The following is a 13561-nucleotide window of genomic DNA, read 5'->3' as shown; positions in this document are numbered from 1 at the left end:
CGGGCAACACCCCGGCCCCCGGGCCAGGAGGACCGCCGGACACACCGCGCGACCGGGCGGGCCACGACCGCGCCCCCGCGGGGGCGCCCGCGGACCGGCGGAGTCCGTCGGCTCCGACGGCGGCCGCGGGTCGGCCGGGTCCGGCGGTACCGGGAGCACCGGCGGCTGGGACAGCCGCGGGAGCGAGAGCGGGAGCGACAGAGACCGTGACCGTGACGGCGGACGAGGTCGCCGACGCGGTGGCGGCGGCGCGCGGAATGGCATGACCGAGATGACCGAAACGATCGAGGACACAGTGTTCGACTACGAGAAGGACGGCGCGGAGATCTACCGCCAGTCCTTTGCCACCATCCGCGCCGAGGCGGATCTCGGTGGGCTCCCCGCCGACGTCAGCCAGGTCGCGGTGCGGATGATCCACGCCTGCGGCATGGTCGACCTGGTGAAGGACCTCGCCCACTCCCCCGAGGTGGTCTCCCGTGCCCGGGCCGCGCTGCGCGCCGGCGCGCCCATCCTCTGCGACGCGCGGATGGTGGCCAGCGGGGTGACCCGCAAGCGGCTGCCCGCCGACAACGAGGTGGTGTGCACGCTCTCGGACCCGTCCGTGCCGGCGCTCGCCGCCGAGCTGGGCACCACGCGCAGCGCGGCCGCGCTGGAGCTGTGGCGGGACCGCATGGAGGGGGCCGTCGTCGCGGTCGGCAACGCGCCCACCGCCCTCTTCCGACTGCTGGAGATGGTCGCCGAGGGCGCGCCGCGCCCGGCGGCGGTCATCGGGATACCCGTCGGCTTCATCGGCGCCGCCGAGTCCAAGGACGCCTTGGCCGACAGCCCGTTGGGGCTCGATTATCTGGTGGTACGGGGCCGGCGCGGCGGCAGCGCCATGGCCGCGGCCGCGATCAACGCGATTGCGAGCGAGGAAGAGTGAGCGAGCAGCAGACCACCGGCCGGCTCTACGGGGTGGGGCTGGGTCCCGGCGACCCGTCGCTGATGACCGTACGGGCGGTCCAGGTCATCGCGGAGGCCGACGTCATCGCGTACCACAGCGCCCGGCACGGGCGCAGCATCGCCCGCTCCATCGCCGCCGCGCACATCCGCCCCGACCATGTCGAGGAGGCGTTGGTCTACCCGGTCACCACCGAGACCACCGACCACCCGGGCGGCTACCGGGGCGCGCTGGACGAGTTCTACGAGGAGGCGGCGGCGCGGCTCGCGGCCCATCTGGACGCCGGCCGCACGGTCGCGGTCATCTCCGAGGGCGACCCGTTCTTCTACGGCTCCTACCAGCACATGCACAAGCGGCTCGCCGACCGCTACCCGACCGAGGTGATCCCCGGCGTCACCTCGGTCAGCGCCGCCGCGGCCCGGTTGGGCACCCCGCTGGTGGAGGCCGACGAGGTGCTCACGATCCTCCCGGGCACGCTCCCCGAAGAGGAGCTGACCGCCCGTCTGGCCAGCACCGACGCGGCCGTGGTGATGAAGCTGGGCCGCACCTTCCCCACCGTGCGCCGCGCCATGGAGCGCTCCGGCCGGCTGGCGGAGGCGCGGTACGTGGAACGCGCCACGATGAGCGGCGAGCGCACCGGCGCGCTCGCGGAGACCGACCCGGCGTCGGTGCCGTACTTCTCCGTGGCGGTGCTGCCGAGCCGGATCGCCAACCCCGCGCCGACCGCGGACCAGGATCGGGACCAGGCCGACGGCGACCCCGCGCGGGGCGAGGTGGTCGTGGTGGGCACCGGCCCCGCGGGGCCGCTGTGGCTCACCCCGGAGACCCGGGGCGCGCTGGCCGCCGCGGAGGAACTCGTCGGCTACACCACCTATCTGGACCGGGTGCCGGTACGGCCCGGCCAGCGGCGGCACGGCTCCGACAACAAGGTCGAGGCGGAGCGCGCCGAGTTCGCCCTCGACCTGGCCCGGCGCGGGCGGCGGGTGGCCGTCGTCTCCGGCGGCGACCCGGGCGTCTTCGCCATGGCCACGGCCGTGCTGGAGGTCGCCTCCCAGGACGAGTACCGGGACGTCCCGGTGCGGGTGCTGCCCGGCCTCACCGCCGCCAACGCGGCCGCCGCCCGCGCGGGCGCGCCGCTGGGCCACGACTACGCGGTCGTCTCGCTCTCGGACCGGCTCAAGCCGTGGGAGGTGATCGCGGAGCGGCTGCGCTCCGCCGCCGAGGCGGACCTGGTGCTGGCCCTCTACAACCCCGGCTCCCGCAGCCGGATCTGGCAGGTGGGCAAGGCTCGTGAGCTGCTGCTGGCGCACCGCTCTCCCGACACCCCGGTCGTCGTCGCCCGCGACGTCGGCGGCCCCGAGGAGAGCGTCCGCATCGTTCAGCTGGCCGATCTCGACCCGGACCAGGTGGACATGAGGACCATCCTGCTCGTCGGCTCGTCGCAGACCCGCGCGGTCCGACGTGGCGATGGCACGGAGATCGTCTGGACGCCGCGGCGGTACCCGGAGCGCTGAGCCGACCGCCGAGGCACCGAACCCGCCGAGACGGTCACTGGAGCGCCGGTAGACACCGAACGGCGGGGGGCCGACCCGCGGGCGGTCACCGCGGGGCTGGCCGTGGCCCCACTCGACCGCCTGGCGGCGACCGCGCGGGGCCGGGAACGACCTCCGCTAAGGCGCGTACCTCGCGCGGGAGCCGGTCGGCCCGCGGAGGTCGCCGCTGGGCTGCGTACGGGCCGACCGGGGCTGCCGTGCGGAGCGTCTGCCGACCCCGTCGGCGGCGGGGTTCAGTCCAGCGTCTGCCGGAGCCAGGACGTCGCTGCCGTCGGGTCGGGGGCGACCGGGATACCCTGCGGCACGGGCGGGCGGCGGACGACCACGACCGGGAGTCCGGCGTCGCGCGCGGCGGTGAGCTTGGCGGCGGTGGCCTGGCCGCCGCTGTCCTTGGTGACCAGGACGTCGATGCGATGGCGGCGCAGCAGCGTGGCCTCGCCCTCGACGGTGAACGGTCCCCGCTCCAGCAGCACCTCCATCCGCGGCGGGTGCGGGGCCTCGGGGGCGTCCACCGAACGCACCAGGAACCACTGCTCGGTGAGGTGCGCGAAGGCCGCGAGCCCCATGCGTCCGGTGGTGAGGAAGACCCGCTCGCCCAGCGCGGGCAGCAGCTCGGCGGCCTCGGCCTGGGAGGCCGCGGAGTGCCAGCGGTCCCCGGCTCCCGGCACCCAGCCGGGACGGCGCAGGGCCAGCAGGGGAACATGGACCTCTGCGGCCGCGCGGGCCGCGTTGAAACTGATCGTGTCGGCGAAAGGATGGGTGGCGTCGATGAGCGCGTCCACCTCGTGCTCGCGCAGCCAGCGCGCCAACCCCTCGGGGCCCCCGAAGCCGCCGATCCGCACCTCCCCCGCCGGCAGCCGTGGCTGGGCGACCCGGCCGGCCAGCGAGCTGGTGACGCGCAGCGCCGGGTCGGCCGCCAGCCCGGCCGCCAGCCGGCGCGCCTCGGTGGTGCCGCCCAGGATGAGCACGTGTCGGCCGCGGCCGGTCCGCGTGATCGCCTCGGGCTCGGGGTCGTTCATCGGGTCCCTTTCGTGGTGCGTACGCCGGGTGCAGCCTGTCACGGCCCCCGGCGCCGCGGCGCGTCCGGGTCGGCGCTCGTACGGGCCGGGCGGCCGGAGCGGCGGCCGCCGTGGCTGAGCCGAGCGCGGGGCCCGGCACGCCCGCGGAGAAGACGGTCGACGCGGCGAAGACGGTCGACGGGAAGCAGACGGTCGACGGGGCGCAGACGGCCAGTGGTCGCACCGCCCAGTTGGAGCGGACCGGGCTGCGGCACGGCTGGACCACCGGCGCGTGCGCGACCGCGGCTACGACGGCCGCCTACACCGCCCTGCTGGGCGGGGAGTTCCCCGACCCGGTGACGATCACCCTGCCGAAGGGGCAGCGGCCCGCCTTCGCCCTGGCCGCCGAGCGGCTCACGGCCGGCCGCGAGGCGATGGCCGCCGTCGTCAAGGACGCGGGCGACGACCCGGACGTGACGCACGGCGCCCTGGTCCGGTCCACCGTACGGCCGCTGCCGCCGGGCAGCGGCGTGGTCTTCCGGGCCGGCCCCGGGGTGGGCACCGTCACCCGCCCCGGCCTCCCGCTGCCGGTCGGGGAGCCCGCCGTCAACCCCGTGCCGCGGCAGATGATCCGCGACCATGTCGCCGAGGTCGCGGCCCGGCTCGGCGGCAGCGGGGACGTCGAGGTGGAGATCTCGGTGGACCACGGCGAGGAGCTCGCCCGCTCCACCTGGAACCCGCGGCTGGGCATTCTGGGCGGTCTGTCCATCCTGGGCACCACGGGCATCGTGGTGCCGTACTCCTGCTCAGCGTGGATCGACAGCATCCGGCGCGGCGTGGACGTGGCCCGCGCGGCGGGCCGTACGCATGTGGCCGGCTGCACCGGCTCGACCTCCGAGAAGGTCGCGGTCGCCGTGCACGGGCTGCCCGAGGACGCGCTGCTGGACATGGGCGACTTCGCCGGGGCCGTGTTGAAGTACCTGCGCCGCCACCCGGTGGACCGGCTGACCATCGCCGGCGGGTTCGCCAAGCTGTCGAAGCTGGCCGCCGGCCACCTGGACCTGCACTCCTCCCGTTCGCAGGTGGACAAGGGCTTCCTCGCCGAGCTGGCGCGGCGAGGGGGCGCCGACGAAGAGCTGGCCGCCGCCGTCGCCGCCGCCAACACCGGCCTGGAGACGGTGCAGCTCTGCGCCGCCCGCGGGGTCCCCCTCGGCGACCTCGTCGCCGCCACCGCCCGCGACGCGGCCCTCGGGGTGCTGCGCGGCGCCCCCGTCGCCGTCGACGTGATCTGCGTCGACCGAGCGGGGACGATCGTCGGACGGGCGGACGCACGGGGCCCCCGATGACCCGTCGCGAACGGCGAGGGGGGGCGTCGGAGAGACAGCCCTGGAAGATCGGAACGATCTCCACGCATCGCGGGGAGAGCGCTTCCCCGCGGACCGGAGCATGAGCGGCTCGAACAAATGTGGCGTAGCGGTCATCCGAGGGTCAGAGTGAGAGATGAGGCCTCTCAAGAGGCCCCTCAAGAGATCGGAGACTCCATGATCATCCTAGGAGTCATTCTCCTCATCATCGGCTTTCTGACCGGCCTCTCCATCCTCTGGACCATCGGGATCATCCTCCTCGTCATCGGAGCGATCCTGTGGATCCTGGGGGCTATGGGGCGCGAGGTGGGAGGGCGTCGACATTACTGGTAGCAAGCCGCCGACACGTGCCGGTACGCACACCCGGTGACGGGCCCCGCGGCCCGGCACGAGGCCCGGCGGGCCTCGGCGCGGCCGTGCGACAGCCGCGCCGCCCGGCAGGCCGTCAGCCGCTCGTCCCGGCCGAGGGAACCTCGCAGCGGGTGCGGTCGGCCGAGTACAGGTAGCTGTCGCGGAACTGCTCCGCGCCCAGCGTGCGGCCCACCATGATGACCGCCGTGCGGGTCACTCCGGCGGCCTTCACCTGGTCGGCGATGTCGGCGAGGGTGCCGCGGAGGACGAGTTCGTCGGGGCGGCTGGCCATGGCGACGACGGCGACCGGGCAGTCGGCACCGTAGTGCGGCAGCAGCTCGCCGACCACGCGGTCGACATAGCGGATGGCGAGGTGCAGCACCAGCAGCGCGCGGCTGCGGCCGAGCGTCGCGAGGTCCTCGCCGTCGGGCATGGGGGTGGCCTGCTGGGCGATGCGGGAGAGGATGACGGTCTGGCCGACGGTGGGTACCGTCAGCTCCCGCTTGAGGGCGGCCGCGGCCGCGGCGAAGGCGGGGACGCCCGGCACCACCTCGTACGGAATCCCCACCGCGTCCAGGCGGCGCATCTGTTCGGCGACGGCGCTGAAGACGGACGGGTCGCCGGAGTGCAGCCGGGCGACGTCATGGCCGGCCGCGTGGGCCTGGACGAGCTCCTCGACGATCTGGTCGAGGGTCAGCCGGGCGGTGTCGACCAGCCGGGCGTCCTGCGGGCACTCGGCGAGCAGCTCGCGGGGGACCAGGCTGCCCGCGTAGAGGCAGACCTGGCAGCGGGCCAGGGTGCGCGCGCCGCGCAGGGTGATCAGGTCGGCGGCGCCGGGGCCCGCGCCGATGAAGTACACCGTCATCGTTCTCTCCTCACGAGGACTTGACCGCCGACCACTGGGTGACCGGCATCGCCTGCCGCCAGCCGGTGAAGCCGCCCACCGGGACGGCGTGCGCCACCGCGATCCGCACCAGTTCGCCGCCGTACCGCCGGTACCAGTCGGCGAGCAGCGCCTCGGACTCCAGCGTGACGGTGTTGGCGACCAGTCGGCCGCCGGCGGGGAGCGCCGCCCAGCAGGCGTCCAGCAGCCCGGGCGCGGTGGACCCGCCGCCGATGAACACCGCGTCGGGGGTGGGCAGGTCGGCCAGGGCCGCGGGCGCGGCGCCGGTGACCACGCGCAGCCCCGGCACGCCCAGCGTCGCGGCGTTGCGGGCGATGCGCTCGGCGCGCACGGGGTCGCGTTCGACGGAGACGGCGCGGCAGCCGCGGTGCGTCCGCAGCCACTCGATGGCGATGGAGCCGGAGCCGCCGCCGACGTCCCACAGCAGTTCGCCCGGTGCGGGGGCGAGCGCGGCCAGCGTCGCGGCGCGCACATGGCGCTTGGTCAGCTGGCCGTCGTGTTCGTACGCCTCGTCCGGCAGGCCGGGGGCGGCGGACAGCCGCAGGGTGTCCGCGGCGGCGGCGCACTCCAGGGCGATGAGGTTGAGCGGGTCGCCGGGCGGGTGCGGCCAGTCCTCGGCCGTGCCCTCCAGCAGGCGCTCGCGGTCGCCGCCGAGCTGTTCGAGGACCCACATCCGGGTGGGGCCGAAGCCGCGCCGCCGCAGCAGCGCGGCGACCTCCGCCGGGGTGTCGGCGCCCGCGCTGAGCACCAGCAGCCGGCGCCGCGGGTGGAGGGCCGCGGTCAGGGCGTCCAACGGCCGGCCGACCAGGCTGATCACCTCGGTCTCCTCCAGCGGCCAGCCGAGGCGCGCACAGGCGTGGGACGCGGAGGACGGGTGCGGCAGGACGCGCAGCGCCGCCACGCCGCCCAGCACCTCCACCAGCGTCCGGCCGATGCCGTAGAACATGGGGTCGCCGCTGGCCAGCACGCACACCCGGCGGTCGGCGTGCGCGGCCAGCAGAGCGGGCACGGCCGGCCGCAGCGGCGAAGGCCAGGGCACGCGCTCGGCGGGGCACTCGGCGGGCAGCAGGGCCAGCTGGCGCGGACCGCCGATCACCACCTCGGCCGCGCGCAGCGCCTCGTGGCCGCGCGGCCCGATGCCGTCCCAGCCGTCGGCGCCGAGCCCCACGACGGTCACTACGGGGCGGGCGGGACTCACGTGGCGTACCTCGGGCGGGAGAAGATCGGGAAGGACGGCCCCCGCACTCTACTGACCTCCCGCGCGGGGCCGTCGGCTGGGGTGGCCATGGCCCCTCGGGGCGGCTCGCCGGCTCATCGCGACCGCAGCGCGCAGTCCCCGCACAGTCCGCCGCCCGGCACCCGGTAGTAGAGGCAGCAGCTGTTCCGGCGGAAGGACGGCCGGGGGCCTGGGGTCCAGCCGCCGGTGTCCCGCAGCGGCGGGTCGGCGAACAGATCGCGGGTCAGCTGCGCCGCCCGGTCCGCGGCGTCCGGACGGCGCCCGCGGTGGCACCAGTCCTGCCAGACGCGGAGCGTGCCGGCCAGCGCGGAGGCGGCGTTGCCCCACAGCAGCGGGCCCGAGACGCGGCAGGCGACGCGGGTGGCGTGGTGCAGCGGCGTGAGGTTGGCGAGCAGGACCGTCTGCCGCAGGCTCGCCGCCGCCAGCACCGGATCGACCGTCAGCGGACGTGGCTCGGGCAGCCACAGGTCGTCCGGGGCCGTTCGGGCGGGGTTCCACCACAGGGCGCCGGGCGAGAGGTCGGGCACCAGGCCGGTGAGCGCCGCCGGGCCGAGCGCGATCGACCACAGCCGCGCCGCCAGCCCCTGGAAGGCCAGCGACGCCGCCACCCGGCGCTCCTCGACGCGCAGCGACGTCCCGACGGCGTCGAGACGGGCGAGCAGGGCGGGCGAGACGCCCGACACGTCCAACGCGCCCGGTGCGTCCGCCGTCTCAGGCGACCCCGCCGCGTCGGCCCCGTCGCCCGCGTACGCCGGCGACGCCTCGCCCGGGCCGTACACCTCGGCCAGCCTGACGTACCCCTCGCCGCGCGGCCCGTCGGGCGCTCCCGCCCCCAGCCGTACGGCGAAGAACGGGCCCGCTCCGGCCGCGCGCCGGAGCGCCTCGTCGGGGGTCATCGCATCCGACACTCCGACGCCCCGTCAGCCGGCGGCCGGCGGGAGCGTCGCGGTGAACGCCGCCAGCAGCCGGTCGGCCGCCAGGGTGGCGGTCACCGTGCCCTCGCGGACCTGCCGTTCGAGGTCCGGGCCGAGGCGGCGGACCTCGGGGTGTTCGCGGAGCCGGGTCAGCAACTGGTCGTGGACCATGGCCCAGGTCCACTCGACCTGCTGGGCGCGGCGCTTCTCCTGGAGCGCGCCGGTGCCGTCCAGGACCCGGCGGTGCTGCTCCAGGCGCTCCCACACCACGTCCAGGCCCGTGGACTCGCGCGCACTGCAGGTGAGCACGGGCGGGTTCCACGGGGCGTCGGCGGGCTGGAGCAGCCGGAGCGCGCCGGCCAGTTCCCGCGCCGCGGACCTGGCGTCGCGCTCGTGCGGGCCGTCGGCCTTGTTGATGGCGACGACGTCGGCGAGCTCCAGGACGCCCTTCTTGATGCCCTGGAGCTGGTCGCCGGTGCGGGCGAGGGAGAGCAGCAGGAAGGAGTCGACCATGCCGGCGACGGCCGTCTCGGACTGGCCGACGCCGACGGTCTCCACCAGCAGCACGTCGTAGCCGGCCGCCTCCATCACCACCATGGACTCGCGGGTGGCGCGGGCCACACCGCCCAGGGTGCCCGCGCTGGGCGAGGGCCGTACGAAGGCGGCCGGGTCGACCGACAGCCGTTCCATCCTGGTCTTGTCACCCAGGATGGAACCGCCGGTGCGGGTGGAGGACGGGTCGACGGCGAGCACCGCGACCCGGTGGCCGAGGCCGGTGAGCATGGTGCCGAGCGCGTCGATGAAGGTGGACTTGCCGACGCCGGGCACCCCGCTGATGCCGACCCGCCGCGCCTTGCCGGTGTGCGGGAGCAGCTCGATCAGCAGCCGCTGGGCGAGCTCGCGGTGGTCGGGCCGGGTGGACTCGACGAGCGTGATCGCGCGGGCGACGTAGGCGCGCCTGCCGTCGAGCACGCCCTTGGCGTAGGTGTCGATGTCGATACGCTGACCGTTTCCTGGACGCATGGGCTCACAGCTCGTGGCCGAGGTCCGCGGCAAGGGACCTGACCAAGTCGTGGGCGGCGTCGGGGACGACCGTGCCGGGCAGGAAGACCGCGGCGGCCCCGGCCTGGTGGAGGGGCTCCACGTCCTGCGGTGGGATGACGCCGCCCACCACGATCGTGATGTCCTCCCGGCCCTCCTCGGCCAGCCGCTCGCGCAGCGCCGGCACCAGGGTGAGGTGGCCGGCGGCGAGGGAGGAGACGCCGACGATGTGCACGTCCGCCTCGACGGCCTGCCGCGCCACCTCCTCCGGGGTCTGGAACAGCGGGCCGACGTCGACGTCGAAGCCCAGGTCGGCGAAGGCCGTGGCGATCACCTTCTGACCGCGGTCGTGGCCGTCCTGGCCCATCTTGGCGACCAGGATGCGCGGCCGACGGCCCTCCGCACGCTCGAACGCGTCCACCAGCTTGCGGGTCCGGTCCACGGACGAGGACGGCCCTGCTTCTTCTCGGTACACACCGGAGATCGTACGGATCTGGCCGGAGTGGCGTCCGTAGACCTTCTCCAGGGCGTCCGAGATCTCGCCGACGGTGGCCTTGGCGCGGGCCGCGTTCACCGCCAGCGCCAGCAGGTTGCCCTCAAGACCCGTGCCCGGGCCGGACTCGGCGGCCGCGGTCAGCGCCCGCAGCGCGTCCTGGCAGACCGCCTCGTCGCGCTCGGCGCGCAGCCGCCGCAGCTTCTCGATCTGCTGGGCGCGCACCGAGGAGTTGTCGACCTTGAGCACCTCGATCTGTTCGTCGCTGTCGACGCGGTACTTGTTGACGCCGATGACGGGCTGCCGGCCGGAGTCGATGCGGGCCTGGGTGCGGGCCGCGGCCTCCTCCACGCGCAGCTTGGGGATGCCCGCGTCGATGGCCTTGGCCATGCCGCCGGCCGCCTCGACCTCCTCGATGTGCTGCCAGGCGCGGCGCGCGAGGTCGTAGGTGAGCTTCTCGACGTAGGCGCTACCGCCCCAGGGGTCGATGACCCGGCAGGTGCCCGACTCCTGCTGGAGCAGGATCTGGGTGTTGCGGGCGATGCGGGCGGAGAAGTCGGTGGGCAGCGCCAGCGCCTCGTCCAGCGCGTTGGTGTGCAGCGACTGGGTGTGGCCCTGGGTGGCGGCCATGGCCTCGACGCAGGTGCGGGTGACGTTGTTGAAGACGTCCTGGGCGGTCAGCGACCAGCCGGAGGTCTGCGAGTGCGTGCGCAGGCTGAGCGACTTGGGGTTCTTCGGGTCGAACTGCTTGACCAGCCGGGCCCACAGCAGCCGGGCCGCGCGCAGCTTGGCGATCTCCATGAAGAAGTTCATGCCGATCGCCCAGAAGAACGAGAGCCGGGGCGCGAAGGCGTCCACGTCCATGCCGGCGGCCCGCCCCGCGCGCAGGTACTCCACGCCGTCGGCCAGGGTGTAGGCCAGCTCCAGGTCGGCCGTCGCGCCGGCCTCCTGGATGTGATAGCCGGAGATGGAGATGGAGTTGTAGCGCGGCATCTTCTGCGAGGTGTACGTGAAGATGTCGGAGATGATCCGCATCGAGGGCTGCGGCGGATAGATGTAGGTGTTGCGGACCATGAACTCCTTGAGGATGTCGTTCTGGATGGTCCCCGCCAGCTTCTCGGGGGGAACACCCTGCTCCTCGGCCGCGACGATGTACAGCGCCAGGACCGGCAGCACGGCCCCGTTCATCGTCATCGACACGCTCATCCGGTCCAGCGGGATGCCGTCGAACAGCTGCCGCATGTCGTAGATGGAGTCGATGGCCACGCCCGCCATGCCGACGTCGCCGGTGACGCGGGGGTGGTCGCTGTCGTAGCCGCGGTGGGTCGGCAGGTCGAAGGCGACGGACAGGCCCTTCTGACCGGCCGCCAGATTGCGTCGGTAGAAGGCGTTGGACTCCTCGGCGGTGGAGAAGCCCGCGTACTGGCGGATCGTCCAGGGCTGGTTGACGTACATCGTCGGGTAGGGGCCGCGCAGATACGGGGCCACGCCCGGGTAGGTCTCCAGGAAGTCCAGCCCGGCCAGGTCCTCCGCGGTGTACAGCGGCTTGACGCCGATGCCCTCGGGGGTGTCCCACAGCAGGTTGTCGACGTCCTTGCCGGTGCTCTCCTGGAGCGCGGCGCGCCACTCCTCGGCGGTCGCCGGCTTCCCCGTCGCCTCCGGCCCGTCCAGAGCGATGCTCGAGAAGTCCGGGATCATTCCGCCACCCCCACGGTGTCGAGAGCCGAGGACAGCACCTCGACCGTGTCGCAGCCGACGAAGACGAACTCGTCCACGCCGGCCGTTTCGTACTCGGCGCGCCGTTCGCCGGGCCGTCCGGCCAGGTAGACGCGGAGCGCGCCGGCGGCCTTGAGGCGCTCGGCGACGGCCGCCGCCTGCTCCTCGTACAGCGCGTCGCTGGAGCACAGGCAGGCGATGCGGGCGCCGCTGGCGGCGAACGCCTCGGCCACCGTGTCCTGATCCACCGTCAGGGGCTGGTGCACGGCCTCGATTCCGCCGGCCTGGAAGAGGTTGGCGGCGAAGGAGGCGCGGGCGGTGTGCGCGGCGGCGGGGCCCAGCGCGGCCAGGAAGACCCGGGGCCGGGCGCCGTCCGCCGCCAGCGCCGCGTCGGAGCGGGCGCGCAGCGCCTCGAACGCCTCGTCGCGGCGGACCCGCGGCAGTCCGCCGCCGACCGGGGCCGGGGCGGCCTCGCGCTCGACCGGCTGCTCCGCCAGGTTGGGGAACTCGCTGACGCCGGTGATCGGTTCCTTGCGGCGGGACAGATCGCGGGAGCGTCGCCGCCAGGTGGCGGCGAGCCGCTCGGACACCATCCCGGAGGCCAGCGCGGCGGCCAGGCCGCCGGCGGCCTCGATCTCCTGGAACCAGGCCCAGCCGGCCCGGGCCACGTCGTCGGTGAGCCGCTCGACGTACCAGGAGCCGCCGGCGGGGTCGATGACCCGGGCCAGGTGCGACTCCTCCAGCAGGATGGTGGAGGTGTTGCGGGCGATACGGCGGGCGAAGTCGTCCGGCAGGCCGAGCGCCTCGTCGAAGGGCAGCACGGTGACGGCGTCGGCGCCGCCCACTCCGGCGGCGAGCGCCGCCACGGTGGTGCGCAGCATGTTCACCCACGGGTCCCGACGGGTCATCATGACCGTGGAGGTGACGGCGTGCTGGCGCTGCGCGCCGGACTCCGGGCGGGCTCCGCACACCTGTGCCACACGCGCCCACAGCCGTCGGGCCGCGCGCAGCTTGGCGATGGTGAGGAACTGGTCGGCGGTGGCGGCGTAGCGGAACTCCAGCTGGGCGCAGGCCGCGTCGACGGAGAGCCCCGCCTCGGTCAGTCGGCGCAGATACGCCACGCCGGCGGCGAGGGTGCAGCCGAGCTCCTCGGCCGTCGAGCCGCCGGCCTCGTGGTACGGCAGTCCGTCCACCGCGAAGGCGCGCACGCCCGGGTGGTCGGCGTCGGTCAGCCGGGCGAGCTCGGTGGCGGCGGCCAGGTGGGCGGGCAGCTCGGTGTGGTCGCCGGTGCGGGCGGCCAGGGCCAGCGGGTCAGCACCGAGGTTGCCCAGCGCCGCGCCCGGCGGGACCTGGCGCTCCGCGTAGAGCCGCAGCAGCTCCCGGGCCGCGGCCTCGAAGTCGGCGCCCGCGTCGAGTATCACCGGGGCGAGGTCCAGGTAGACGCCCTGGAGCGCCTCGGAGAGGGCGGCGACCGGCACGCCGGTGGCGCCCGCCGTCAGCCAGACCGAGCTCACTCCGTGCTCCAGGTCGGCGAGGACGGCCGCGTTGGCGCGCCGGGGGTCGGGGTGGCTGTGGCGCTGGCGCACGTCCCAGCCCGACACCGCCGAGCCCTGCGCCCGACCACCGCGGACGAAGGGGGCGAATCCGGGATATCCGGCATCGACCGGGGCATCCTGCGACGTGTAGAGGGGGCGTACGGATACGCCGTCCTGGAGCGCGGTGGCGAGCGCCAATTCGGCGTCCGCGGCTGAGGCAGGAGATGTGCCTGTTTTGCGCAGGACGCCTTCGACCAGGGTGCGCCATTGTTCCCGCGTCGCGTCGGGGAACTCGGCGGCCAGGGAAAGCCCGTCGGGCAGGACCGTCATAGACGGAAGGCTAGTGCGGGAGCCTAAAGAGACAGCAGAGGGGTCCGCTGTGACCTTCAACTCTTTGGATGATCGGTCATCGGTCATCCGCCCGGCCGCAAGAAGACAAGTGGCCTGTCCGGTGCGACGGGGGATGCACACCGGACAGGCACGTGCACCTTTTTACCGCATGGAAGACGGTCCAT

General features: G+C 74.6%; 11 protein-coding genes. 4 read left to right on the top strand and 7 right to left on the bottom strand.

The annotated features are described in order from the left end of the window. The first annotated feature begins 271 nt into the window (after positions 1–271). Together CD790_RS26895 and CD790_RS26890 are read left to right on the top strand one after the other, a co-directional pair. Positions 272–922, top strand: coding sequence for a precorrin-8X methylmutase (locus tag CD790_RS26895; protein WP_399218276.1), 651 nt, complete (start codon positions 272–274; stop codon positions 920–922). After that, positions 919–2454, top strand: coding sequence for a precorrin-2 C(20)-methyltransferase (locus CD790_RS26890; protein ID WP_144385941.1), 1536 nt, complete (start codon positions 919–921; stop codon positions 2452–2454). Before CD790_RS26895 ends, CD790_RS26890 begins: the two co-directional genes overlap by 4 nt. A gap of 272 nt (positions 2455–2726) precedes the next feature. On the opposite strand, the gene CD790_RS26885 is transcribed toward CD790_RS26890, so the two are convergent. Further along, positions 2727–3512, bottom strand: a complete 786-nt coding sequence (locus CD790_RS26885) for a cobalt-precorrin-6A reductase (RefSeq protein WP_144385940.1) — start codon at positions 3510–3512, stop codon at positions 2727–2729. 230 nt (positions 3513–3742) lie between these two features. Between CD790_RS26885 and CD790_RS26880 the strand changes: the two genes are divergently transcribed. Together CD790_RS26880 and CD790_RS34875 are read left to right on the top strand one after the other, a co-directional pair. Beyond that, entirely contained in the window at positions 3743–4837 is a 1095-nt protein-coding gene (locus tag CD790_RS26880) for a cobalt-precorrin-5B (C(1))-methyltransferase (protein WP_144386113.1), read from the top strand. A gap of 195 nt (positions 4838–5032) precedes the next feature. Continuing rightward, positions 5033–5188, top strand: a complete 156-nt coding sequence (locus CD790_RS34875) for a DUF6131 family protein (protein ID WP_186319257.1) — start codon at positions 5033–5035, stop codon at positions 5186–5188. Between the two features lie 112 nt (positions 5189–5300). Here CD790_RS34875 and cobM read toward each other — a convergent pair whose 3' ends face one another. From cobM to mutA, 6 genes are all read right to left on the bottom strand, one after another. Continuing rightward, positions 5301–6071 (bottom strand): precorrin-4 C(11)-methyltransferase, encoded by a 771-nt coding sequence (gene cobM, locus CD790_RS26875; protein WP_144385939.1) that lies wholly within the window; start codon positions 6069–6071, stop codon positions 5301–5303. A 10-nt stretch (positions 6072–6081) separates the two neighbouring features. After that, entirely contained in the window at positions 6082–7308 is a 1227-nt protein-coding gene (cbiE, locus tag CD790_RS26870) for a precorrin-6y C5,15-methyltransferase (decarboxylating) subunit CbiE (protein ID WP_144385938.1), read from the bottom strand. A 113-nt stretch (positions 7309–7421) separates the two neighbouring features. Then, positions 7422–8243 carry a (2Fe-2S)-binding protein gene (locus tag CD790_RS26865; protein ID WP_144385937.1) on the bottom strand — a complete coding sequence of 274 codons (822 nt, stop codon included), beginning with the start codon at positions 8241–8243 and terminating at the stop codon, positions 7422–7424. A gap of 24 nt (positions 8244–8267) precedes the next feature. Further along, entirely contained in the window at positions 8268–9284 is a 1017-nt protein-coding gene (gene meaB, locus CD790_RS26860) for a methylmalonyl Co-A mutase-associated GTPase MeaB (protein WP_144385936.1), read from the bottom strand. A gap of 4 nt (positions 9285–9288) precedes the next feature. Continuing rightward, positions 9289–11493, bottom strand: coding sequence for a methylmalonyl-CoA mutase (gene scpA / locus CD790_RS26855; RefSeq protein WP_144385935.1), 2205 nt, complete (start codon positions 11491–11493; stop codon positions 9289–9291). Beyond that, positions 11490–13376 (bottom strand): methylmalonyl-CoA mutase small subunit, encoded by a 1887-nt coding sequence (gene mutA, locus CD790_RS26850; RefSeq protein ID WP_144385934.1) that lies wholly within the window; start codon positions 13374–13376, stop codon positions 11490–11492. The genes scpA and mutA overlap by 4 nt, the downstream gene beginning before the upstream one ends. Positions 13377–13561: the final 185 nt, after the last annotated feature.

This window comes from Streptomyces sp. SAJ15, from assembly GCF_007595705.1.
Lineage (GTDB): Bacteria > Actinomycetota > Actinomycetes > Streptomycetales > Streptomycetaceae > Streptomyces.
This window is presented reverse-complemented; position numbering and strand designations above follow the sequence as displayed.

Excerpts from the sequence above, each read along its gene's own strand:
- CD790_RS26895 (WP_399218276.1), top strand. The coding sequence starts at position 272 with ATGACCGAAACGATCGAGGACACAGTGTTCGACTACGAGAAGGACGGC.
- CD790_RS26885 (WP_144385940.1), bottom strand. The coding sequence starts at position 3,512 with ATGAACGACCCCGAGCCCGAGGCGATCACGCGGACCGGCCGCGGCCGA.
- CD790_RS34875 (WP_186319257.1), top strand. The coding sequence starts at position 5,033 with ATGATCATCCTAGGAGTCATTCTCCTCATCATCGGCTTTCTGACCGGC.
- cobM (WP_144385939.1), bottom strand. The coding sequence starts at position 6,071 with ATGACGGTGTACTTCATCGGCGCGGGCCCCGGCGCCGCCGACCTGATC.
- CD790_RS26865 (WP_144385937.1), bottom strand. The coding sequence starts at position 8,243 with ATGACCCCCGACGAGGCGCTCCGGCGCGCGGCCGGAGCGGGCCCGTTC.
- meaB (WP_144385936.1), bottom strand. The coding sequence starts at position 9,284 with ATGCGTCCAGGAAACGGTCAGCGTATCGACATCGACACCTACGCCAAG.
- scpA (WP_144385935.1), bottom strand. The coding sequence starts at position 11,493 with ATGATCCCGGACTTCTCGAGCATCGCTCTGGACGGGCCGGAGGCGACG.
- mutA (WP_144385934.1), bottom strand. The coding sequence starts at position 13,376 with ATGACGGTCCTGCCCGACGGGCTTTCCCTGGCCGCCGAGTTCCCCGAC.